The 23,692-nt window shown below is 61.0% G+C and carries 23 protein-coding genes and 1 pseudogene; 6 read left to right on the forward strand and 18 right to left on the reverse strand.

What is annotated here, in order from left to right; genetic code table 11:
- Positions 1-32: 32 nt before the first annotated feature.
- Positions 33-653, forward strand: a complete 621-nt coding sequence (locus tag C4J91_RS13345) for a DJ-1/PfpI family protein (RefSeq protein ID WP_124362767.1) — start codon at positions 33-35, stop codon at positions 651-653.
- Positions 654-694: 41 nt separating this feature from the next.
- The gene (locus C4J91_RS13350; protein WP_124362768.1) at positions 695-1,225 is read left to right on the forward strand and encodes a DUF2867 domain-containing protein; all 531 of its coding nucleotides are present in this window, start codon (positions 695-697) and stop codon (positions 1,223-1,225) included.
- Between the two features lie 33 nt (positions 1,226-1,258).
- Here C4J91_RS13350 and C4J91_RS13355 read toward each other — a convergent pair whose 3' ends face one another.
- The 16 genes from C4J91_RS13355 to C4J91_RS13430 all read right to left on the reverse strand — a co-directional run bounded on the left by C4J91_RS13355 (position 1,259) and on the right by C4J91_RS13430 (position 18,085).
- Complete coding sequence (locus tag C4J91_RS13355; RefSeq protein WP_124362769.1) at positions 1,259-2,602, reverse strand: TolC family outer membrane protein; 1,344 nt, start codon at positions 2,600-2,602, stop codon at positions 1,259-1,261.
- Between the two features lie 22 nt (positions 2,603-2,624).
- Entirely contained in the window at positions 2,625-4,142 is a 1,518-nt protein-coding gene (locus C4J91_RS13360) for a DHA2 family efflux MFS transporter permease subunit (RefSeq protein WP_124362770.1), read from the reverse strand.
- Positions 4,139-5,206, reverse strand: a complete 1,068-nt coding sequence (locus C4J91_RS13365; protein WP_124362771.1) for an HlyD family secretion protein — start codon at positions 5,204-5,206, stop codon at positions 4,139-4,141. The genes C4J91_RS13360 and C4J91_RS13365 overlap by 4 nt, the downstream gene beginning before the upstream one ends.
- 29 nt (positions 5,207-5,235) lie before the next feature.
- Positions 5,236-6,051, reverse strand: a complete 816-nt coding sequence (locus C4J91_RS13370; protein WP_124362772.1) for a DUF3050 domain-containing protein — start codon at positions 6,049-6,051, stop codon at positions 5,236-5,238.
- 47 nt (positions 6,052-6,098) lie between these two features.
- The gene (locus tag C4J91_RS13375) at positions 6,099-6,983 is read right to left on the reverse strand and encodes a fatty acid desaturase (protein ID WP_256658969.1); all 885 of its coding nucleotides are present in this window, start codon (positions 6,981-6,983) and stop codon (positions 6,099-6,101) included.
- 85 nt (positions 6,984-7,068) lie between these two features.
- A complete protein-coding gene (locus C4J91_RS13380; RefSeq protein ID WP_124362774.1) occupies positions 7,069-7,896 on the reverse strand; it encodes an SDR family oxidoreductase in 828 nt (275 codons plus the stop codon).
- Positions 7,893-9,035, reverse strand: coding sequence for an acyl-CoA dehydrogenase family protein (locus tag C4J91_RS13385; RefSeq protein ID WP_124362775.1), 1,143 nt, complete (start codon positions 9,033-9,035; stop codon positions 7,893-7,895). Before C4J91_RS13385 ends, C4J91_RS13380 begins: the two co-directional genes overlap by 4 nt.
- A 3-nt stretch (positions 9,036-9,038) precedes the next feature.
- Positions 9,039-9,482: a type II toxin-antitoxin system RatA family toxin gene (locus tag C4J91_RS13390; protein WP_124362776.1), complete on the reverse strand. Its 444-nt coding sequence runs from the start codon at positions 9,480-9,482 to the stop codon at positions 9,039-9,041.
- 14 nt (positions 9,483-9,496) lie between these two features.
- Positions 9,497-10,756: an aspartate aminotransferase family protein gene (locus C4J91_RS13395; protein ID WP_124362777.1), complete on the reverse strand. Its 1,260-nt coding sequence runs from the start codon at positions 10,754-10,756 to the stop codon at positions 9,497-9,499.
- On the reverse strand, positions 10,753-11,817 hold the full coding sequence (locus C4J91_RS13400; protein ID WP_124362778.1) for an SDR family oxidoreductase: 1,065 nt from the start codon (positions 11,815-11,817) through the stop codon (positions 10,753-10,755). Before C4J91_RS13400 ends, C4J91_RS13395 begins: the two co-directional genes overlap by 4 nt.
- A gap of 182 nt (positions 11,818-11,999) precedes the next feature.
- A complete protein-coding gene (locus C4J91_RS13405; RefSeq protein ID WP_124362779.1) occupies positions 12,000-12,728 on the reverse strand; it encodes an AraC family transcriptional regulator in 729 nt (242 codons plus the stop codon).
- Between the two features lie 179 nt (positions 12,729-12,907).
- On the reverse strand, positions 12,908-14,239 hold the full coding sequence (locus C4J91_RS13410) for an ABC transporter substrate-binding protein (RefSeq protein WP_124362780.1): 1,332 nt from the start codon (positions 14,237-14,239) through the stop codon (positions 12,908-12,910).
- A 29-nt stretch (positions 14,240-14,268) separates the two neighbouring features.
- Positions 14,269-15,336: a branched-chain amino acid ABC transporter permease gene (locus tag C4J91_RS13415; RefSeq protein WP_124362781.1), complete on the reverse strand. Its 1,068-nt coding sequence runs from the start codon at positions 15,334-15,336 to the stop codon at positions 14,269-14,271.
- A 22-nt stretch (positions 15,337-15,358) separates the two neighbouring features.
- Positions 15,359-16,240, reverse strand: coding sequence for a branched-chain amino acid ABC transporter permease (locus tag C4J91_RS13420; protein WP_124362782.1), 882 nt, complete (start codon positions 16,238-16,240; stop codon positions 15,359-15,361).
- 2 nt (positions 16,241-16,242) lie between these two features.
- Positions 16,243-17,019: an ABC transporter ATP-binding protein gene (locus C4J91_RS13425; protein WP_124362783.1), complete on the reverse strand. Its 777-nt coding sequence runs from the start codon at positions 17,017-17,019 to the stop codon at positions 16,243-16,245.
- A gap of 10 nt (positions 17,020-17,029) precedes the next feature.
- Positions 17,030-18,085: an AMP-binding protein gene (locus C4J91_RS13430; RefSeq protein ID WP_124362784.1), complete on the reverse strand. Its 1,056-nt coding sequence runs from the start codon at positions 18,083-18,085 to the stop codon at positions 17,030-17,032.
- A 1,092-nt stretch (positions 18,086-19,177) separates the two neighbouring features.
- Between C4J91_RS13430 and C4J91_RS28135 the strand changes: the two are divergent.
- The 3 genes and pseudogenes from C4J91_RS28135 to C4J91_RS13440 all read left to right on the forward strand — a co-directional run.
- A pseudogene (locus tag C4J91_RS28135) lies at positions 19,178-19,549 on the forward strand (methyl-accepting chemotaxis protein); the annotation flags it as partial.
- Between the two features lie 201 nt (positions 19,550-19,750).
- On the forward strand, positions 19,751-20,455 hold the full coding sequence (locus C4J91_RS28140) for a methyl-accepting chemotaxis protein (RefSeq protein ID WP_372238181.1): 705 nt from the start codon (positions 19,751-19,753) through the stop codon (positions 20,453-20,455).
- A gap of 17 nt (positions 20,456-20,472) precedes the next feature.
- Entirely contained in the window at positions 20,473-21,393 is a 921-nt protein-coding gene (locus tag C4J91_RS13440) for a substrate-binding domain-containing protein (RefSeq protein WP_124362786.1), read from the forward strand.
- 149 nt (positions 21,394-21,542) lie between these two features.
- Here the strand turns inward: C4J91_RS13440 and C4J91_RS13445 are convergent, their stop codons facing one another.
- Complete coding sequence (locus tag C4J91_RS13445) at positions 21,543-21,896, reverse strand: MmcQ/YjbR family DNA-binding protein (protein ID WP_124362787.1); 354 nt, start codon at positions 21,894-21,896, stop codon at positions 21,543-21,545.
- A 10-nt stretch (positions 21,897-21,906) separates the two neighbouring features.
- Positions 21,907-22,797 (reverse strand): AraC family transcriptional regulator, encoded by an 891-nt coding sequence (locus tag C4J91_RS13450; protein WP_124362788.1) that lies wholly within the window; start codon positions 22,795-22,797, stop codon positions 21,907-21,909.
- Between the two features lie 136 nt (positions 22,798-22,933).
- On the opposite strand from C4J91_RS13450, the gene C4J91_RS13455 reads away from it, so the two are divergent.
- Positions 22,934-23,677: an SDR family NAD(P)-dependent oxidoreductase gene (locus tag C4J91_RS13455; RefSeq protein ID WP_124362789.1), complete on the forward strand. Its 744-nt coding sequence runs from the start codon at positions 22,934-22,936 to the stop codon at positions 23,675-23,677.
- The last annotated feature ends 15 nt before the right edge of the window (positions 23,678-23,692 follow it).

Raw genomic sequence — 23,692 nt, forward strand, 5'->3', positions numbered from 1 at the left:
TTTTGCAGGCCTGCCTGTTCATGGAGTTCGCCTTGAAGAAAATCGTCCTGGTTGCTTTCGACCATTTCACCGATATCGACCTGTTCCTGATGTGGGACATTCTAGGCCGCAATACGGAGGACTGGCACGTGCGAATAGTGGGTGCCAGCCCCATCGTGCGATCAGCGCACGGCTTGCCTGTTTCGGTGCACGGTCCGCTTCGCGAGGCCAATAGCGCAGACGCGGTATTGTTCGTCAGCGGTAAGCAAGGCATACCCGCTGCACTTGCCGCCCCGGATTTCCTGCCGGTGTTTGAACTTGACCCCAAACGCCAGCGCATCGGCGCCATCTGCGCCGGCGCTTTCATTCTTGAACGGCTCGGGCTGCTCAACGGCCTGGCCACGACGCACCCGGATGCACGATCACACCTGCAGGCTCTGGGAATTGAGTGCATGGACCGGCCGCTTGTCTTCCAGGGAAACGTTGCAACCGCTGGCGGATGCCTTTCGGCGCTCTATCTGGTGGGATGGCTGGTGGAGTCCTGGTTCGATGTCGACAAGCGCCGTGCGACGTTGCTCCCGGTACTGCCAACCGGCCAGCAAGCGCTCTATGATGCCTTGATCGGGCTCAGTATTCGGCAAGGAGAAGTGGGCACCTTAACGACATCCCGTTGATCCATGCTCATGCCCCTTAGCACCCAAAAGAGATTCCCCCGATGCCCCGAGAATGCGAGCTCGTTACGTCCGTGCCTGTTCCCTCAAGGTCCAGTATCACCCACCTTTATCAATCGATGCACCTGGCGGACGCTTTTGCGATTCGGCTCCCGGCAGGTACATCCGCTGACGCGGATGTGCTGGTGCGATTCATCCTTTCCCACCAGCCAGCGTGGATCGGCTGGCTCATGACGGTGCGCGACACGATCGTTGCCTGTTTTGGTCTCAAGACCGCCAGGTACCTGGCATCACTGGCTGATCGGGTTGGCGTCTTCAAGGTCTACAGCACCCACCGCACCGAAATTGTGTTGGGCGAAGACGACAAGCACCTGGACTTTCGCATATCGCTCCTGTGTGCGGATGAGGCCGAGCCAGATGGCAGTCGCCAACTGGTTTTTTCAACCGTGGTGCACTGCCACAACCGCCTGGGCCGGGCCTACATCATGGTTATCGCGCCGTTCCACCGCTTGGTTGTCAAGGCCAGCCTGGTTCGGGCGGCGCGCGTCGGTTGGCCGCTGGCTAACCGCCCCTGAGGCCCAGGGCGCAGCGCTCCATTCATCAGCACTTCAGTTCAGCGAACGGCTGACATCACGCAGGCGCACGTCGTTCAGGTTGCCAGTGGAGGCCAACAGGTGCAACTGAGCCATCAGAATGGCATAGCGCTGTTGGACCAGACGTTGCTGGGTATCGGTGACCACCTGTTGGGCGTCCAGCACATCGGTGTTGATACGCGAGCCGGCTTCGAAGCCGTGGGTCACGGCGGCGAGGTTGATCTGGCTGGAGTTCAGCACCTGCTTGAGTGCCCGGTATTGGCTTATGCCGTTCGTGACTTGCAGGTAGGCCTGACGCGCCATCAGCCCGGCGTTGCGGCGCGCCTCTTCCACTTCATCCGCCGCCTTGCTTTGCAGTGCGTGAGCTTCGCGCATGCGGCTGCTGGTGCGACCGCCGCTGTAAAGTGGAACGCTCAACTTGACCCCTACCACGGTCTGGTTATAGCGATTTTGCGGCAATGTGACGTCGTACACATCACCGCCGACCGAAGCGAAGCGGCCATGGGCGGCGATCAGGTCAAGGGTCGGCAAGTGGCCGGCCCGTTCCTTGTCGATGTCCATTTCAGCCAGGCGCTGGGCAATCTGTGCCGACTGCACGGCCAGGTTGCCTTGTTGCGCGGTGCTGGCCCAATCACCTATGGCGGCGGGCATTGGGGCACTGAACTGCGGCTCTTTGCTTGACCACGGGCGCGCCTGTGTGGCGGTCAATTGGGTGAGTGTTTCGTTGGCAATGTCCAATGCGCCACGCGCGCCAATCTGTTCGGCAAATGCCTGGTCATACTTGGCCTGCACCTGTGCGAGCGTGTTGGCGGTGGTGGCGCCATCGGCCAGCAGTCGTTGGCTGCGGCCCAGACGCTCACGCAGCGTTTGCAGTTGTTGCGTGCGTGTATTCAACAGTTCCTGGTTGAGCAGTACATCGAAATAAGCGCGGGCAACGCGCAGCATCAGGTCCTGGCGCGCCTGTTCCGTGTGGACTTCACTGGCGCTGATCAAGAGCTTGCTCTGATCGTGGGCAATCACGTTCTGCCAGCGCAGCAGTGGTTGTGTAAGGACCACCGCGTAGGCGTTGGTGTTATTGCGATTGCGGTGGTAGTCGGATGAATCCTCGGCATCGACCCAGGCCGCGCCGCCGGTGACAGACAGGTCCGGCAGCAGGTCGGCGCGGCTTTGCGGTTCCTTTTCCGCCGTGGCCAATTGCTGGGCCTGTGCAGCGGCGAACTGCATGTCATGGGTCAGCGCCTTTTGGTAGAGGTGATACAGGTCATCTGCCGACACCTGTGCGGGCGCGCAGGTCAGGGCCAGCAAGCACAGGGGCGTGAGCAGTGTGGTGGTGTCGAGACGCAGGCCTGGAATACGCAAGGGGTGTGCTCCACTGAAAAATTTATCGACTGACGGGGCTTCTACGCATCATCAGCACCATTGGAATACCGATGGCCATCACGGCTCCCAAGGTGCCGAACAACATGCTGAACGCCAGCATTTGCCCCTGCTCGCGCGCTTGCAGGTAAGGCATCAGGGCTATGGCTTGCTGATGGCTCGCCAGGCCCAGGGAGAGAAACAACGGGTCGGTCTCCACGCCTGCCCAGCCGCTCGCGACGAGACTGGATTCGGTGACGTGTTCGGAGAGCAGGCGATAACGCTCCCACGAGAATCGCGTGAGCAGCGTGGCGGCGATGGCGATGCCGACACTGCCGCCCAGCTGGCGCATCAGGTTCAGGACCCCCGAGGCGCCGGAGATCAATGTCAGCGGCAGGCGGCGCATCGCCAGGTTGGTCAGCGGTACGAAGATCATGCCCAGGCCCAGGCCACGGATCACCAGGGGCCAATAAAGCGTGTCCGGGTTACTGTCGAGGGTGAACTGGGTGTGCAGGAACATGGCATAGCAGTACATCACGATGCCCAAGGTCACGAACACGCGCTCGTCGATTCTGTTTTCCTGGGACAGCTTGCCGATCACCAGGGTGCTGATGGCGCTGGCCACCGCACCTGGAAAAATCACCAGTCCGCTCTGGTAGGCGCTTTGTGCCAATAAGGTCTGCAGGAACAGCGGCACCATGAACAGGGTGCTGTACAGCCCGAAACCCACGCAAAAGGCACAAATGCATCCCATCAGGAATTCACGGTTCTGAAACAGCGCGACATTGACGATGGGGTTGGTCACCCGCCGTTCCCACCAGAAGAAGCCCACCAGGCTGAAGCTGCTGAGCAACAGGCAGGCGACGGTCCAGTTGGACGCCATCCAGTCCCAATGTTCGCCGCGCTCGAGCAGGATCTGCAGGCTACCGACCCCCAGGGCCAGCAAGCAGAAGCCGCTGTAGTCGACGCTGCTGGGTTTTTGCTCGTTGGGCGAGTCGCTGATACACAGCCAGCACAGCAGCAGGGCCACGGCGCCGATCGGCAGGTTGATCAGGAAGATCCAATGCCACGACAACGTGTCGATCAGGTAGCCGCCGACGGTCGGGCCCAGGGTCGGCCCCATCATCACGCCCACGCCGTACAACGCCATGCCGCTGCTGACCTTTTCCTTGGGGAACACGTCGTAGATGATTGCCTGGGAAATACCCAGCAACCCGCCGCCTGCCAGGCCTTGCAACACCCGGAACGCGACCAGTTGCCACAGTTCGGCCGACAGTGCGCAACCCAGGGATGCCAGCACGAATACTGCAGTTGATACCAGGTAATAGGTACGCCGCCCAAACCACGCCGACAGCCAGCCACTGACCGGCAGAATGACCACGTTGGCCACGACGTAACCGGTGGAGACCCAGGAAATTTCATCGACCGAGGCACCGTAGGTGCCCATCAGGCTGGGAATCGCCACGTTGACGATGGTGACATCCAGCAACTCCATCATCGACACCAGCGTGACGGTGAACGCAATCAGGTAGGGCGACCTCATAGCGTCTGGCTGCCGTTGTGGTGTGTGGCGACTTCAACAAAGGCACTCATGCCCGGGCTCAACAGCGCCTTGTAGTTATCCGGCACACCGGTAAGCGCGATGCGTACCTGCACACGCTGAACCACCTTGGTGAAGTTGCCCGTGGCATTTTCCTGGGGCAGCAAGGAGAACTTCGCCCCGGTGGCCGGTGCCAGGCTTTCGACGACGCCGTCGAAGGTGTGCCCGGGGAACGCATCTACGGTAACCCGGGCATTCTGGCCGACGCGTACGCGGCCCACCTGGGTCTCCTTGAAGTTGGCGGTGATCCACAGCGGGTCGGTTGCAATCAGGCTCATGAGCTTTTGGCCGGCAACCACGAACTGGCCGGGCTCCACCTCTTTTTTCGAGACAATGCTGCGCATCGGCGCGGTCTGGCGGGCGTCGTTCAGCTTGATCCTGGCTTGTTCCATTTCGGCTTGCGCGGCGGCGATCCGGTAGTCCTGCACCTTGAGTTCAGCCTTGTTGGCCAAGGTGCTTTGAGCGGCGGCCTGAGTATTACTGCGCGCCACTTCCTGAGCATGACGAAGGGCGTCGAAACGCGCCTTGGCCACTTCCTGGTCCTGGGTGCTCAGCGCGCCTTGAGCACCCAGGCGACGGGCACGTTGGTAGTCATTGCGCGCCTGCTCAAGGTTGGCACTCGACTGCGCCAGGGCCGCCTGCGCGGCTTCACGCAGGGCAACCGCACCGAGGACCTGGCTGTCCAGCGCACCCGGCCCTCCGGCGCGCCCGGCGGCGGCAAGCAACGCTTGCCATTGTGCTTCGCGCTGCTGCAGCTGGTAGTGATATTCACTGTCGCGTATCTGAAACAGCAAGTCACCGCTTTGTACGGTGACGTTGTCCGTCACCGGCACACTGATCACTACGCCCGTTAGCTTGGCCCGCACCGGGATAATCACCCCATCGAGTTCTGCATTGTCGGTACTCACGTAGGTGCTGGAATACTGCCAGCGCTGCCAGCCCAACATCAGCAGCCCGCCCACCACGACGCCGCACAGCGTCAGTTTTACCAGCTTGCCTTTGGTCATGAGGTACTCCCTGTAATTGCGCGTCTGTGTCAAGCAGGCTCAGAAACGGTTTCGACCTCACGCACAGGGCGGTCCGCAGTGGAATGGGCCTTGTCCAGCAGGAACTGGTGCACGCTGTTCCACAGCTCGATCCGTGAATTGATGGCGGTCTTGGCACTCTCGACCATATGCAGGTGTTGCGCGGGTGTGGTGACGATCTCGGCGATGATGCGCTTGGCTGCCGGACCGTGGTCGTCGCCGTCCATTTCGATGTGGCGCTTCAAGTAGTACGTGAGCATCGGTACATCATGTTCACTGACCGACCATTGCGACAGCAGTCGGCCAAACATATCTGGGATGATGTCTTCACGACCAAAGAAAAAGTACGCCAGCACCGCTTCGGTCGTGCCGTGTTGTGCAATGTCGAGGGTTTGGCACATGAACACTTTCGCCGCCGTTGGGATAGCCGGGTCGTTGAGCGCCTTTGCCAGGGGAACCTGGGCCTTGATCGCTGCCAGGAAGCGGCGGAATACCGTGCTGTCGGCACCGATTTCATCCATGGCCGTGAGGTACAAATCCAAGTGGCTGATAAAACCGCCATTGGGGTGCTCGTCGGTTTCTTCGCCGACCACGATTTCATTGATCAGACGGGCGGCGGTGATGTGTACCGGCGGCACCCAGGGCAACTCCACACAGGTAAGGTCGCGCTGGATGCGCTTGAGCAAGGTCATGAAGTCCCATACGGCGAACACATGAAACTCCATCAGCGTGCGCACGTCTTCGAGGGTGCGGATGTTTGCAAACAGCGGATGGCTGAACAGCTGTTCGCGTTCGGTTTCAATGTGGCTATCGATGTTAAAAGGCATAGGTGCTCCTGCGGCCTGAGGGTTCAGGCGGAAAATCCATGGGGAAATTAAGGGTGTTTGTCGTTCAGCGTGTTTCCACGATAGGGGTGGCGACTGCAGGCGTATCGGAAGGACCGAACGAAGTGCTTTTCAAGCAGGTATTGCCGGCCTGCATACCATCCCGCGTCCAACAGGTGGCGGTGTACCTGGGGCAGTCGCCAGCACGGCACTGCGGGATAAAAATGATGCTCCAGGTGAAAATTCGAGCCGGCGTGCAGCCAGGTGTTGAAGCGCGAAGTGCGTGAGCGCGCTGGCGGCTGTTGATGGCCCGCTTCGAAAGCATGTTCCTGATAGGCATTGACCGCCGAGATCAGGAACGCCACCGCCAGGCTCAAGGAAAACCCCAGAAGCAGCCCGTCGATGCGCCAGATAGCCAGCCCGTAAAGGCTGAGCCATCCAGCCTGGCAGGCAATATTGCAGCGAGCCAGCCGTTGCACCTCGATCGCACTCAGCGGCAGTGGCGAGGGCGTGTTCAGTGGGCCGAAGGCCAGGCGCCAAGTGGCCTGCAGATAGCGCAGGGTGGCGACCAGGCGCGACAGCATGATGCGGCTTGCCAGCGTGTGGTAACGCGAAAAGAGCCGGTAGTCCGGGTCCTTCTCGCTGTTGCTGTAACGATGGTGTTGCCAATGGTCCACGAAATAACCGGTCACACAGAACCCTGGCAGCAACGAACTGGTGGCAATGCCCAAGTAGCAACTGTGCAAGGGGTTCGCACTCAAGTTGAAGTGAAAACCTTCATGCCCAAGGATCGCTTGCAGAAACAACCCATATCCGGCCAATACCACCAACGGCGAGCACACCAGCACCCAAAAAACGGAGGAGGTGCTCACCACCCACACAAACAGTGCGAGAGGTAACAGGTAGAGACTCAAGGCGTAGGCAATGATCAGCAAGGATTCTCCTGATCGGGCCCTGAACAAGGCACGGTCGAGGCGGACCTGGGGTTTGGGATGCGGGTGGCTGGCCATTGGCTACGGCTTACTCGATCAGTTCAGGTTTGAGTGCCAGGTGGCCGCCACGCGTGAGCGTGCGCAGGCGCAGGGCGATAAAAGTATCAATCACGCTTGGCATGCAGCGCGCGGTGTACATGGCCAGCGTGCCCATGAACGTCAGCCCACGGTTGCGCAGGCCATTTTTCTGGCAGGCGCGCACCAGGCCGGCAGCGGCTGCCTCCAGTTTTTCTTCCAGCGACAGCAGGGTCTTGTCACCCCACTTGAACGTCACCAGGCGCTTGACCGACAGGCCCACACGCTGCGCCGGCAAGTGGATTGCAGTGTCAATGAACCCCGGGTACACCGTGACCACGTCGAGTTCGCCGCGGTACTGCATGCGCAACACATCCGAATAAGCGCTCAGTGCACGTTTGCTGGCAGCGTAGGCGGCCACGTAGGGCGCGTTCACCAGCGCGAACAGTGACGACACGTTGACCACTTTGCCGCGTTTGCGCAGCAACCCCGGCAGGAACCCCGAGACCAATTGCCATGGTGCGAACAGATTCACATCGACCGCGCGGGTCACTTCATCGGTAACGCCGGTTTCGCCGCGTTCCAGGGTCAGGATGCCGGCGTTATTGACCAAAATGTCGATGTCACCGAAATCGGTGCTGATGGCACTGATTGCGGCGGCCAGAGCGTGACGGTCGCACAGGTCGACTTGATAAAACGCGTCCAGCAGGCTGCCCTCCTGCGGCGTAAGTATGTCTAGACCAATCACCGTGGCGCCCTGTTGCTTGAGCTTGCTGGCGGTCGCCAAGCCCAGGCCGCGCGCGGTACCGGTGATTACGATGATTTTTCCGAGCAGGTTCATGGGTGCGCTCCGGTCATGCTGAAGGTTGAGTCGGTCAAGTAGGTGTCGAGGTTGGTCGCCATCGAGATCTTTGCCGGGGGATGGAATTGCAGGCCGCGGCAGGCCAGTAAGCCGTTGGAACTCTGGTTGCTGGTGATGAACGCCATCCCCCCCAACATGGCGTGGGCCTGGTCGGAGAGCTGGGCAAGCCGCCGTTCGATGCCGTAGCGCACCAACAGCAGGCGGGCCAGCACATTCGGCAAGTCCTGCGGGTTGCGCTCGATATCCAGGGCTGCGCCTTCCAGTGCACTGATCGCCAATTGCAGGTCGGCTGCCAGATCCACGCGGTGATGGGCTGTCCAGCGTGCGGCGTCGGTCACTGACTCGACCAGACCCGCGCAGGCGCCTACATAAGACGCGCAAATCAGCAGTTCGAACCAGATAAACCCCACGGTCTGCACGTCACCCAGCAGGTGGGTGTAGCCGGCGGAAAACAGCATGCGCTCAGGCACCAGCACGTCGTTCAGGCGCACTTCGATGCTTTCAGCAGCGGCCAGGGCGCTGTTCTGCCAGAAGGCACTGCGGCTGATGCCCGATGCAGTGGCGGGAATCAAAGCGACCATCAGTTCTTCACCCGCCGGGGTTTGGCGGATGTAGCTGGCAGTGAGCAGGTCCATCGACTGGCCGAGGCAGCAGGGCTTTTTGCTGCCGCTGAGCAGTACCCCTTCCGGGGTGTGCACCGCCTGCATGGCCGAATCGAGGATCCCGGCGCCCGAAGTGCCCTCGGCAAAACCCGACGACAGCAGCAGGCGGTTTTGTGCGACGGCGGCCAGCAACAGACCTTCGGCGCCGCCGCCGTTTTGTGTGAGTGCCAACAAGCTCGCCACGGAAAACTGGTGCATGGTGCTGGCCACCGCCAGTGAGGGCGACCGCGCGCCAATGGCGATCTGCACATGCATTGCGTCGAGGATGTCCGCACCCAGCCCGCCTGCTGCGCGGTTGACCAACAAGCCCACCGGACCATGTTGCTTGAACAGGGCGATGACGTCGCTTTGGGGGGCTTCGCGCTCGCCGGCCGGTATCGCCGCCAGACGCTCGTCAAAACCCGGGGCGTAGCGTTGAAGCAGGGCGCGCGAGCGATTCAGCAATGACAGTGACATGGTTCACGCCTTCAAGTAGCTCGCCGGAAACAGGCCGGTGATGATTGAGTGGATGTTTTCCCGAATGGCCTGTGTGGCCACCGGGTCGAGCATGTCCGCAAGCATCGGAAGGCCCAGGTCGAAGCGTGATTCAAAGGTGATGATCGCGTCTTTGCCGTCCGGTAAAACCTGCCAGGTGCCGGAGAAGTGATCGACATCGCCGGCCATTTGCTCGAAATGAATCTCCCGGGTCTGAGCATTGAACGTGTCGCGCTCCTGCCACTTGAGGATGCCGCTGTGGAAGTTGACCTCCCAGGAGGTGAACGAGACCTGGTCGCTGACTTTGTTGATGGTGATGTTACGCACCGATTTACACAGCTCGACGTACTTGCTGAAATCGCTGATCACGGCAAATACTTCATCAGCGCAGGCATGGGGAATGTGGGCCTGCACGTTGACTTCTTGCATGGGGGAAACTCCATTCAAAGGGATGGCATTGAGGTGGTCAGCGCCTGCGCGAAGCCTTCGAGCAACCAGTTGCAATCCTGGGCGGTCAACAGCGGCGATGGCGTGAGCCTCAGCACCCGATGATCATTGAGCGAGTGGCACACAATGATTCGTTGCTCGATAAGGGCCATGACCATGTTTGCTGCGATCGACGCGTCGGCAAATTCAAAGCCGAACAGCAAACCTGCGCTACGCAGCTCGACTCGCTCGGTCCAGCCCCGTTGTTGCAACAGCGCGCTGAAGCGGGCATGCAGGTCCTGCCCAAGCAGCCGGGCACGCGCTACCAGGTCTTCTTGCACCATCACTTGCAGCGTGGCCTGTACCGCCGCCATGGCCAGCGGATTGGCGCCGAAGGTCGAGGTATGAACCGTGGGGTTGCGGTTGAAAGGCGCATAGATCGTAGCGCTGGCAACCATGGCACTCACCGGTACGCAGCCGCCCGACAGGCTTTTACCTACCAGCATGATGTCGGGCACCACCTGCTCATGGTCGCAGCCCCACCAGTAGCCGGTGCGGCCCAGGCCAGACTGGATTTCATCGATAATCAGCACGGCGTCATATTGGTCGCACAGCTCGCGCACACGTTTGAGATAGCCTGGCGGCGGCAGGACCACCCCAGCTTCGGCCTGGATCGGTTCGAGGATCACGCAAGCCTTTTGCGACGATGCCCGCAGTTGCTGCTCCAGTGCCACGCTGTCGCCAAACGGCACAAAGTCGCTGTCGCTGAGCACCCCACTGAACGGCTCGCGGTAGCTTTCGCGGCCGGTGACGGCGAGGGCACCGAGGGTCTTGCCATGGAAGCCGCCGAGAGTTGACAACGTGCGGCGGCAGCCGTTGAGGCGGGCGAGTTTAAGGCCTGCTTCAGTGGCCTCGGCGCCCGAGTTGCAAAAGAACACATACTCCAGATTGCCTGGGCAATGTGCAGCCAGTGCGTGCGCGGCAAAAGCCTGTTGCGGATTGAGCAATAGCTTGCTCGCCAGCGCATTTTTCTGCAGTTGCCGGGCGACCGCTTCCACGACCACCGGATGGCCATGGCCCAGGAAAAACACGCCGTATCCGCCGGCGTCCAAGTACTGGCGGCCTTGCTCGTCATAGATGTAGACGCCACGGCTGGACTGCTCGATCGGCAGGTTCATCAGCGAAGCGAGGCGTGCGTAGCCCGAGTTGACATGCTTGCGCAAATACTGGTCGACCTGTGCGGCGTCGATGGCGGGTTCGGCGACAAGCGGGTTCATGCCGCGCTCGCTTGTGTGGACGGTAACAGCGGCTGCTTGAGCATCCTCGTCAAGGCTCCCAGCTTGGGTGCCAGGTGGTTGAGCGACAGCAGTAACTCACGGCTGACATCGCGCTGGCTGAACGCCGTTTCGCCGAGTAACTGCGGCAAGGACGTGGGCAGCGGCGTGCGCAGGCAGGCATAGCGGCACAGCTGTGTGGCGCGGGTCAGGGCGGCCTGGATATTGCCGCTCAGCGCCGGAAGAAATACCGGGCGGATCAACCGTTCGTAAATGTCCGGCGCCAGGCATCGTGGCCGTGTGAACGGTTGCGCCTGGGCTTGCATGGACTGGCACATCAGGTCCAGCAGACCATCGAGATCAAGGGACTGGGAACCGCTGGTAAGAAAATAGTCTTCGCCGATTAAACGCTGGCGCAGCGCGTTGGTAATGGCCTGTGCCGCGACATCACGGGCGATCAGGTCGACATAGCCGGCAGACGGGCAGGGCACGATGGGCAGCACGCCGGACATCATCAGCCCCATGGTCATATGAAAGCCCTGGAAGTTGGGCATGAACCCGGTCTTCGCATCGCCAATGATGATGGATGGGCGAAAAATCGACACATCGATACCGGCCGAGCGAACCAGGGTTTCGGCTTGGCGCTTGGCGACTTCGTAAGGGGTTTCGGCTTGGACGCCTTCGTAATAGTCGCAGGGATGGGTGAAGGCGGTGCTGATGTGATACAGCGGAACCTTGGCTTGCTTCACAAAGGCCACTACGTTTTCGGTGCCGAGGTAGTTCACCGAAAAAATCTGATCGATATCGCCGTCCAGGCGAGTCACCGCTGCGGCGTGGATCACCCAGTCGACACGCTCAAGCAGCGCTGCATGAACGTCGTCGGCCAGCCCCAGGCGAGGGCTGCAGATATCGCCCGTGAGCACTTCCACCCGGGGATCGCGGATGCGGCTTTTACGCGCCAGGCAGACCAAGTCAAAGTCTTCTGCCAGGCAGTCGATCAGTGACTCACCCAGTACGCCTGAGCCTCCTGTGAGAAGGACGGTTAATTTTTGCTGTGCTGACATGTAGGGCGCTTCCCTGCGGACTCATCGAAACAATTAACGGGGCCATTCGCCGAATCGCAGGCACGGGTGCCCCTAGCGAACACTTTTTATTCACGGTCGGTGGCGCTGAGTGGCTCTGGAGGGAGACGATCAGCGCTTACCGTTTTTGCGAATAAGATGCGATCGATATTGGCGTTTTGATATCAGCGCGTCTTGAACGAAACGCTTGTCTTGCGCAAAACCTCTGCGGCAGTGCGCGGCGTCATACCAATCATGCGGCGCATGATGCGGGCCAGGTGCGCCTGGTCGGAGAAGCCACCTTCGGCGGCGGCGTCCGATAACGTCGAACCGCCGGCCAGGGATTTGGAGGCCTGTTCCAATTTGTTCCAGATGATCCATTGGGAGAGGGACACCCCCATCTGGTGGGTGGCGACGCAGCGCAAGCGTGGGCTGGACAACCCCACCGCATGGGCAGCGCGACTGACGCTACCGGGACCGTCGCGGTCCAGGCGCAGAATATTCAGGGCTTTGTAAAGCCTATGGTCGATCGGCGTGGTAATCGCGAGCAACCGCGAGAGGGCGTCGACAAAGTGCGGGAGGGATGTGGCGCGGCGAAAGCACTCCAGTAATTCGTCACTGGCCAGGGCGATGCCATTGTCTTGCAGCAATGCATTGAGCGCACGGCCCAATGCCGAGTCCGGGCTGACATACACAAACGCCACTGGATGACTGTCGGCCACGGCCCGGTGTTCGACGTTGGGCCCGATGATCACACCGGCTGCGCGGACCAACTGTCCGGGCAACTCCAGGGTGACCGGCTGGCCCAAGCCGATGCACAGTTGGATAGCGACATGGGAGTGGGCGGTGTTTTGATCGGCACGGCCAATGTAGCCGGCCCACGAGTCGCCAAAGGTAACGCTGCCATCCCACATTAAAGGTCTTCCTGACGCACTGGGTGAGTGTTGCACGCGTGCAGGGTAGGCCTTCGCAGGTCTGGATTCAAGTGAGTGGTGCGCTCTAAAGCTTGCCCGCATGTAGCACGGGGACGCAATGGCGCTTGGTGGCACAGCCCTTTTGAAATGGCTGTGTCACCTGCCTTACTGACAGCGCCTCACTGCTCCTGGCTGCAATCACGCGGCGTGATGCCTTTCTCTTTGGCGTACCCGGCTGCGGAGGCTTCGATGATCGGTCGCAGCAGCGCGCGGTCGGCCTGGACCCAGTCGCTGATCAGGTTCCAGCGCTGGCCGTCCCATTGCTGGAAGCGCACGGCGCCGCCGCCTTCGTGGTCGGCGCAGGACAGTTTCAGCGGTTGCACCAGGCCCTTGGCGCCCAGCGCTTGCAGGCGCGCGTCGTCCAGGTTCAAGTGTTCGAAACCCCAGCGCACTTGCTCGCCGGTGAGGGGCTTCTGGCCATATTTTTCCTGGGCCAGGCGCAGGGCTTCGACGTTCAGAATGCCGTTGACCACGCCCAGGTTGTAATACACGGTGCCAAATCGCTTGGGGTCGGCCAGGTTGCCCTTGCCGGCATTCACCACGCTTTGCGCGATGCCTTGCAGCACCGGGAAGTCAGTGCCCGACGGGTGCGTGGTGATCGAGATAAACCCCTTGGCGGCGGCACCGGCCGGCACCACGTCTTCTTCGGAGTTGCTCCAGATATTGCCGATGATGTGATCGGCCGGGTAGCCGACTTTCTGCGCGGATTTAAGCGCCACCGGATTCATCACGCCCCAGCCGCGCAGGATCACCCAGTCGGGCTTGAGGCGACGGATGTTCAGCCATTGCGATTGTTGCTCGTTGCCGGGGTGTGGCACTTCCAGCAAGGTCAGTTCGAAGCCGGCGTTTTTCGCCAGGGTCTGGAGCACGCCATTGGTTTCCTTGCCATAGGGCGAGCCGTGGTAGAGCACCGCGATTTTCTTGCCCTTGAGCTTGTCGGCGCCGCCTTCGCGCTGGCCGATGTAGTTGATGATCGCCGAGACTTCCGAATACGGGTTCAACTGCAACGGGAATACGTAAGGGAATACGCTGCCGTCGGTGGAGTCGGTGCGGCCATGGTTGATGGTGATCAGCGGCAACTTGTCGGCCGTGGAGCGTTCCAGCGTGGCGTAGGCGATGCCCACTGACAGCGGGTTGGTGGCGGCGGCCGGCGCACCGTTGAGTCCGCCCTTGAGGCGTTCATAGCATTCGACGCCTTTTTCCACCACGTACTCGGTCTCGCATTCGCTCCAGGTCAGCTTGACGCCGTTCACGCCGCCTTTGGCGTTGATGTATTGCAGGTAGTCGATGAAACCGCCGAAGAAACCGCTGCCGCCAGCGGCGTAAGGGCCGACCCGGTAGCTTTGCAAGGGGAAGTATTGTTCGTTGGCGGCCTGGGCGCCGGCCGTGAGCCCAGCGGTGATCAGGGCCAGGCACAGGGCCAGGCGGCGCAGCGATAAGCGGTGTGTCATGGAGGTCATTCCTGGGGGGGTTATTGAGTTCAGTAACGCAGCGGCCAAACCCTGGCCCGTTGACGAAAGCGCTGCCACAGACGGGCCAGCCCCTCCGGTTCCTTGATCAGAAAAACGATGATCAGCGCGCCAAACAGCATCTTCTGGATGTTTTCCAGCTGGCCCGCATCCATCAGCCCGGCGGGCAACAGGGCGAAGAGGTTGCCCAGCAGGATCGGGAATAACACGATGAACGCGGCGCCGAGGATGTTGCCGAGCACGCTGCCCAGGCCGCCGATAATGATGATGAACAGCACCTGGAACGAGCGGCTCAGGTCAAAGCCGTGGGGTTCCACCGTGCCCAGGTAGGCGAACGCCCACAGGGACCCGGCGACGCCCAGGTAGAAGCCGCTGATTGCAAACGCCAGCAGCTTGGCCTGCAACAGCCCAATACCGATCACGGCAGCGGCGGTGTCCATGTCGCGCACGGCCATCCAGTTACGCCCCAGTTCGCTGCGCACCAGGTTTTTACCCAGCCAGAACAGCGCCACCACCACGGCTAGTGTCAGCACGTAGCGGCCGCGCGGTGAGCTGAAATCCAGTCCGCCAATCAGCAGCGGCGGGGAGGTGATCACGCCGGACGCGTTGTCGTTGGTAAACCAGCTGAAGCGGGTGAGTACCCACTCCACCACGAATTGCGCGGCGAGGGTCGCCACCAGCAGGTAGAACCCCTTGATGCGCAGGCTCGGCAAGCCGAAGAACACCGCCACCCCGGCGGCAATCACGCCGCCCAGGGCAAAGCTGACCAGCAGCGGCAGACCGGGTACGCGCAAGTGCAGGTTGTAGGCGGCAAACGCGCCCACGGCCATGAACGCCGCCGAGCCCAGTGAGAGTTGCCCGGCGTAGCCCGTCAGCAGGTTGAGCCCGAGCCCGGCCAGCGACAGCACCAGCAGCGGCACCAGGATCGCGCTGAACCAATAGTCATTGCCCAGCCAAGGCACCGCAAAAAAAGCCAGGCCCAGCAGCAGCCACAGCGCGACGCGGTCCTGACGCAGGCGAAAGGTGCGGCGCTCGGCCGCATAGGAAGTGCTGATTTGACCGGCTTCTTGATACAGCATGCAGGGAGTTCCTCAGGGACAATCAAACCCGTTCGATGGCGCGCTCGCCGAACAGCCCGGCAGGCCGCACCAGCAGGAACAACAACGCCAGGACGTACGGCACCCAGTTTTCAATGCCGCTGCCGATGACCGGGCCTAGGTAGATCTCGGCGACTTTCTCTGCCGCGCCGATGATCAAGCCGCCGACAATCGCGCCGCTGATGGACGAGAGCCCGCCGATGATCAGCACCGGCAGCGCCTTGAGCACCACCAGCGAAAGCGAGAACTGCACGCCCAGGCGGGCACCCCAGAGCAACCCGGCCACCAGGCCGACACACCCTGCCGCCGCCCACACCAGGGCCCAGATGCGGGGCAGGCGGATACCGATGGCCATGGACGCCAGCGGGTCGTCGGCCACCGCGCGCAACGACAGGCCCACCCGCGTCTTGTTGAACAGCAGCGACAGGACGATCACCAGCACGGCTGCGGTGCCGGCGGCAAACAGGTCGAATTGCGAGAGCAGCATGCCGCGGATTTCCAGCGGTTCGTCGGCGATGCCCAAGTCCAGTCCGTGCACCTGTGCGCCCCATAGGAACTGCGCAAACCCTTCGATCATGTAGGACAGCCCAAGGGTGGCCATGAACAGGATGATCGGTGGCCGGTTGACCAGCGGGCGCAGTACGACTTTTTCAATCAGCAGCGCCAGCACCACCATGCTCGCCAGGGTGACCAGGAACGCCCAGGCGAACGGGAAGCCGCGCTCCAACAGGCTGACAAACGTCAGCGCGGCAAACAGCACCATGGCGCCCTGGGCAAAATTGAACACGCCGGAGGCCTTGTAGATCAGCACAAAACCAATCGCCACCAGGGCATACATCACACCCGCCAGCAGCCCGCCGATCAGCACTTCGAAGAAAAATTCCATGCTCAGGTACCCAGGTAGGCGGCGATCACGTCGGGGTTGGCGCGCACTTGTTGCGGGGTGCCGTCGCCGATCTTGCGACCGTAGTCGAGCACTACCACGTGGTCGCACAGGCCCATGACCACGCCGATGTCGTGTTCGATCAACACCACGGTGGTGCCGAACTCGCGGTTGATGTCGCGGATGAACTGGCTCATCTGCGCCTTCTCCTGGGCGTTCATGCCGGCCATGGGTTCATCCAGCAACAGCAGGGTGGGTTCGGCGGCCAGTGCGCGGGCCAGTTCGACACGTTTTTGCAGGCCATAGGGCAGGGTGCCTACCAGCACATGGCGCCAGGGATGGATCTGCAGAAAGGCAATCACCTTTTCCGCCTGCAAGCGGTGCGCGTCGTCCTCACGCGGTGCCCGGCCCAGGCGCAGCATTTGCTCGAGCCAACTGCTGCGGCGCTTGAGGTTGCGCCCGGTGAGCACGTTGTCGAGCACGCTCATGCCCTTGAACAGCGCGATATTCTGGAAGGTCCGCGCAATCCCGCCTTCGGCCGCCTGGTGCGCGCGCATGCGTCGACGGGTCTGGCCCGCGTAGCGAATGCTGCCGCTTTGGGGGTGGTAGACCCCGTTGATGACATTGAGCAGCGAGCTTTTACCGGCGCCGTTGGGGCCGATCAGGCCGCAGATGTCGCCGGCCTTGACCTCAAAGCTGATGGAAGTAATGGCCTTGATGCCTTTGAACGACAGGGAGATGTCATCGAGCCGCAGTAATACCGCTTCAGTGGATGTGCGCATGGAAGGCTCGTCAGGCAGATTGAGGCAGCAAGTGGTCGCTGGGTTCGTGGCGGGAAGCGGGTTCTTGCCAATGGCCGGGATGGATGCCCAGGGCACCGAAGAACGCCGCACTGTCCGGATTCAGCGCTGGCCCGACCAACAAGGGCACGCGCAGGCGGCTCATCCCCAGTACATCCAGCAGTGGCCGACGGACCAGCCAGTGCCCCAGCCAGCGGCGCAGGAGGGATGGGCTCGGCTGCATGGCCCAGCGGTACACGCGATGGCTGAACGTCCCCGGCAGCGGCAGGCGTTCACGCACCCACTGCTCCAGGCGTGCATAGGATTCGCGGGTGCCCAGCACCAAGGTCGGGCCCAGCTCGCGCCGGTCGATGTCGCGGGTGGCCAGGGCCTCCGGAAAGTTCAGCCCAAAGCCGGCATGCAGCCAGGGTGCAAGCAGGTAGCGTGCTTGCCCGCTGGCGGCAAACACCCGTGCGGCCAGGGCCTCGTCGTCGGCGCCGAGGTGTTCCCGGTCGACCAGCGCACGGCCGCCCGCGAGCAACTGCGCATGGGTCAGGCGCAGGGTGGTCTCGGCATGAAAGACGAAGGCCGTGGCGTCGGGTTGCGGCGTGTGGGCGGGGGGCGAGGCATCGGTACGCAAGTCGGCATAGTCGATCAAGCCGGCGTCCGGGTACTGGCTCAGGCCACGCCCGTCGAGGAACACCACCACGTCGCGCTCACGCAGTTGTTGCAACGTGTCCAGGTCTTGCACGATCACAAAGCGTGGCCGCAGCACGTCCAACAACGCCTGGTTGTCGCGCTCCGGGTCGAGCAGTGTGACGCTGGCGCCCAACCATTGCGCCGCCAGCGCCAGCAACAACGCTTCGGGACGCGCCTGGCTGATGATCAACAGGTCATCGTCACGCCCCAAGCTGCGCTGATGCAAGGCAGCGGCGAGCTGGCTGACCTCGCCAGCCACCTCGCTCCAGCTGCGCTCATGCCAGATGCCCAGGCGCTTGTAGCGCAAAGCGATCGCCGACCCGCGGATGTGGGCTTGACGCAACAGCGCCTGGGGCAATGTCTGGGGCATGGATACATCCTTCGGGGTAGGAGCACAGGTGATTGCATGCGCCATGCCAGAGGGATAAGTGGTTGTATTTCAAATGGATAGGTGGCGTGCCTGGGGATTGGCGTGTGTTGATTCAGTACAAGCTGTCCAAGCACTGTTGGTGCATGAACAGTGCTGACGCGAGGCACGACCGGCAGGCTGTCGGGAGTGCGCCTCGGTCATCACTCCCGTATTTCAGCGGTTTATTCGCGCTGAGTCGATCTTAAAACCTGCGCCAGTCGCTTTCTCCTTTCAAGTTCCTGGCTGCGCGGCCGATCCAGTCCTTAGCGCTCCGAGCAGTCTCCCTCGAAGTACGCCGACGCTTCAAACCAGCTCCACAACAATAAAAACCTAACGGGGTTAGCCATGACCATTTTACAGCGGGTTATCGGGGGCTTTGCGGTGCTTGTGCTGTTGCTGCTGACCATGGCAGGGGTCAGCTATCAAAGCACGCATTCTATAAGCGAGCGTCTGGGCATCATCACGAGCCAATCGGCACCATTGAGTCGCGCGGCCAGTGAGTTGTACGTGCATATCCTGCGCGCCAACCAGGCGTTGCTGGCCATGCTGATCAGCGCCGATGTCAAACAGATCGACGCCGGCAAGCAAGCGTTCACCGACAGCATTACCCAGTTCAATCGCTTGCTCGACAGCACGGCGGTCTATGTGGTCGACCGCGACGAGTTGAAGGCTGGCCTCGCCCAGCAGCGCCAGTTAGTGACGGCCTACGCCGACCAGGCGCAAACCCTGATGGCCTCGCACCGTGAGCATGTGCAGCAACTCGCGTTGACGCGCGTGCTGCAAGGTTACAGCAGCGGCCAGGGTTCGCAGTTGGCGGGTTACCTGCGCGATTACATTGCTCGGGCCCGCAGTGCCGGCGACGCACAACAGGTGGCGGCGGCTGAAAAACTGCTGTTGGAAGTCAACAAATCCTATGACGGGCTGGCCGCGCATGCGGCGACGCCAGCCATCGACACCTTGCAACGCGTGCTGAACCTGCAGGACGAGGTCATCAGCACGCGCCTTCAGGCGCTGTTGGCCGTTGACCCCAGAGGCGGGCGGATTGCCGCCGTGATGGTCAATCGTCTACTCACCGATCTGACCGGCGCCGACGGCGTGTTCCATGCCTACCTCGCCGAGGCAAAATTGAGTGCGCAGGTTGTGCAGCAACGCACGGCGGTAGAAGTCGCCCTGCAATCCACCCTGGGCAAGATTGGCGAATTTGGCAGCCAGGCCCTTGAGGTCGCCAATCACGCCCGGGACGATGCCAACGCCACCATCGGCACCAGCCGCAGCCTGGTGCTGATCGCCTGTGTACTTGCGGTGCTGGCCGCCGTGCTGATCGGCATTTGGGTCGCCTTCAGCCTGCGTCGTCCCCTGGCGGCGTTTCGCGAGGTGCTCAAGCAACTGACGGCCGGCGATATGCGTGTCAGTTTCGATGTCTCGCGCAAGGACGAGTTCGGGGAGCTGGGGGGCTACCTGAATGAATTGACCATCGCCCTGCGCAAAACCTTCCGTGAGCTGATCAGCTCCGCCGATGCCCTCGCGACCACGGCGGACAACAATGCCTTGAGCAGCGAGCAGACTACTCGCGTAGTGGATGAGCAAAAAGACAGGTTGCAGTCGGCGGCCTCGGCCATGACTGAGATGGAAAGTACCGTGGAAGAAGTCGCACGGCGCGCGCAAGACACCCGCAAGGCGGTGGACGACACCAGTGACCTCACCGATCAAGTGCAGGAGCGTGTGGCCGAGACCATCGTCAACATTCGCCTTCAGGCCGAGCAGGTAAACAAAGCCACCGAGGTTACCGACGAACTGCAGAAGTACGGCCACAATATCGAAGGCATTGTGGTTGCCATTCGTACCATCGCCGAACAGACCAACTTGCTCGCACTCAACGCGGCTATCGAAGCCGCGCGTGCGGGCGAACAAGGTCGAGGTTTTGCCGTCGTCGCTGATGAAGTGCGCTCCCTGGCAAGTCGTACCCAGACCTCTACCAGCGAAATCCAGGAAATGATCGGACGGATGCAGGAAAAAATTCATTCCGTGGTCCAGGTGATGAACGAGAGCCAGGTGCAGTCGGGCCAATGCGTGTCGCTGGCCTCGGGAGCCGGTGAATTGCTGCATTCGATGAGCGAGGCGGTCGGCACGATTCGCGATATGAACATCCAGATTGCTGCGGCCACCGAGCAGCAGAGCGCCACCGTGGCGGAAACCAGCCGGATGGTCATCCAGATCAATGATTCGGCGCAGCAGACGGCCGAAGGTGCCGAGCAATCGGCCAGCAGCAGCCAACGCTTATCGGCCATGGCCAAAGTGCAGCGTGAACTGCTTCATCAATTCAGCGTTTGATCCTCGGGAGCTAGAAAATGAAAGCATGGTTCAGATGTTTCCTGGGGGCGGCGCTGTTAACCACAGGCCTGGCCCAGGCCGCTACCCCGCTGGTGGGCGTGGCCATGGCCAAATACGACGATAATTTCCAGGCGTTGCTGCGCAATGGCGTGCAGCAAAAGTCGGCGGCGATGGATATCGATATTTTCATGGAGAATGGGCAGGACAATTCCGAATTGCAGCTGCGGCAGTTTCGCAACCTGATCCATTCCAAAGTCGACGCGATCATCGTGGCCGTGGTCGACGGCAAAAGCACGCCGCAGATGATGCAGTTGGCCAGCGAAGCGAATATTCCCCTGGTCTTCGTCAACCGCAATCCCTCGCCCGAAAAGCTCACCGCGCGCGCTGCGTTTGTCGGCTCCAATGAACTGGAGTCAGGCACGTTGCAGATGGAAGAGTTGGCACGCCGGGCCGGCTACAAGGGCAACGTGGTGATTCTGGTCGGCGACCCCGCCAATGCGTCCTCATTGATGCGCACCGAGGACGTTGAAAAAGTCGTCGCCAAGTACCCGGACATGAAAATCGTGCAGAAAAAAGTCGCCAACTGGGAGCGTAGCCAGGCCGCCACGGTGGTCATGGACTGGGTGAAGCAGGGCGTCGATTTTTCGATTGTCGCGGCCAATAACGACGAAATGGCGATCGGCGCGATCATGGGCCTGGAGAAGGCCGGCAAGCAGGCCAAGGATTACTGGGTAGGGGGCATCGACGGTACGTCGGATGGGCTCAAACTCATGGCGGATGGAAAGATGGCTGTCAGTGTGTTCCAGGATGCTGTAGGGCAGGCGAGTGGAGCGGTTGATGCGGCTGTCCGCCTGGCGCGTGGCGAAAAGCTGGATACACCGATCATCTGGGTGCCGTTCCAGTTGATTACTCCGGAGAATCGTCAGCAGTTCGAGTGACGGGCGATGTGAATCGGCTCAAGGGACGGGCGCGGTTGAACCGGCCCGCCCCTTTGAACATAGGTAGCCAGCAGCAGTGGGGGAGGCGGGCAGGTAGTGCACTTGCCGACCCAGCCCCAGCTTGACCACAGCGTCACGCGGGATCGCTCTCAGCGTGTGAGTTGAAAGCTGTCTTCAATCAGTGAGTGAATTTCTTGCGCGCCGAGTGGGCCGTTCAGCAGGACGGTAATCCAATGCTCTTTATTCATATGATAAGCCGGGTAAATGCCGGGCTTTTTCCTCAAGGAGCCGACCAACTCGGGCTCAACTTTCAAGTCGAGTACGTCAACCCGCGCATCTTGATCAACGCCTATTTTCTCGGCAGGAATTTCCATGAGCAGGGCATACCATTTCTCATTGTCCGAATGTCTGAAGACGGCGTAGTCGGGGAATTTCTCCCATGGGTGATCAGGCTTTGTCTGGTATTTCTTCAGTATGTAATCGATCAATTGCTGGCGGTTCATGTAGTGCTCCTTAGTCTGATAGCGCTCGTTTGCCGAGAATCCTCCCGGCATCTTGTGCAGGAGGCAGTCCAAATGCCCGTGAATAATCCCTGCTGAATTGTGTCGCACTTTCATAGCCGACTTCGAAGGCCGCCGCCATGACGCTCTTGGCGTGGGCCACCATCAGTGTTCTAGCCTGGAGCAGGCGAACCCGTTTTTGATATTGCAAAGGACTCAGGTTGGTGACTGCCTTGAAGTGGCGATGAAACGCCGAGACGCTCATTGATGCTCGTTGCGCCAGGCGCTCCACCCCAATTGGCTCAGCGAAGTCACGGCGGATCCACTGGATCGCCATGTTGACTCGGGCCATCGCCGTATCCGGTGCTGCAATTTCCCGCAGCATCCAGCCATGGGGGCCCTGGAGCACACGAAAGATGATCTCCCGTTCATAAACCGGGGCCAGGGCTGCGATGGCGTCTGGATCGCCCATTAATCGCAACATTCGCACCCAGGCATCCATCAGGTCGGTTGTGACTGGCGCTACGGAGAACCCGAGATTGTTCTCAGGGCGGCTGACAGGTTTGGGCAAGTCTTCAAATAGCGTTGACAATACAGTTGGGTCAAGAGTGAGGCTGACTGCCAAGTAAGGTTCTCCCGATACGCTTGGATGAACAGACCCCACTGCTGGCAAATCAATGGACATGACGAAATAGGTCGCAGGGTCATACTGAAGCGTCCTATCCCCCACGCTCATGCTTTTACTGCCTTGCAGGATCAGGTTGATCATCGGGTCATAGACCGCCGCCAGCATGTGTTCGGGGATCTTGCCCTTGACCATGGCGACGCGTGGGATGCCCGTTTCGGTGCGGCGATTTTCAGCCTTGGCCGCGAGCGACCTGAGTTCATTCAGTTGATTGTCCATGTCGGGATGCTGACGGCAGAAACCTGCGCCTGCAAGTGAAAAGCAGAAACAGGCAGGTTTCGAGTAGAAATGGGTACGACCCTGGCGATCGTGATGAGTACTGTGGGGCCACCTATAAGCCACAGAGGAACATCAAATGAGCGTCATCGTCATTACCGGCGGCAGCCGTGGAATCGGTGCCAGTGCCGCCGAGCAGATTGCTCGGCGCGGTATGGGTGTCATCCTCACCTACAACGCTGATTCCCAGGCTGCCGGCGCAGTCGTGGAACGCATCGAACGCGTCGGTGGCAAGGCTGTCGCTCTCAAGCTCGACGTGTCTGATGTTGGCAGCTTCGTAGCGTTTCGCAAGTCAGTGGTACTGACCTTACAGGACACTTGGAACGCTAACATGCTGGGTGGCCTGGTCAACAATGCCGGGTACGGGCTGTTCAATCCCTTGGCAACTGTCACCGAAACGCAGTTCGATGGCCTGTTCAATGTGCACCTCAAAGGGCCGTTTTTTCTCACTCAAACCCTCCTGCCGCTGTTCGCGGAAAATGCCAGTATCGTCAACCTGACCAGTGCCACTACCCGCGTCGCCACCGCTGGCGTGGCGCCCTATGCTGCCTTCAAGGGCGGGCTCGAGGTGCTCACCCGTTACATGGCCAAAGAATTCGGCGAGCGGCGAATACGAGCCAACGCGGTATCACCCGGCGCCATCCGTACCGAATTGGGCGGGGGGCTGAACGCTGAGTTCGAGGCGAAGCTGGCGGCGCAAACGGCACTCGGCCGGGTCGGCGAGCCGGAAGACGTCGCGCGCGTTATCGCCATGTTGCTGTCAGAGGAGGGCGCCTGGATCAATGCCCAGACCCTCGAAGTAGCCGGCGGCTACAACATCTGAATCATGAGGGTTTTG

The sequence above is a fragment of the Pseudomonas sp. R3-52-08 genome, from assembly GCF_003851745.1.
GTDB lineage: Bacteria > Pseudomonadota > Gammaproteobacteria > Pseudomonadales > Pseudomonadaceae > Aquipseudomonas.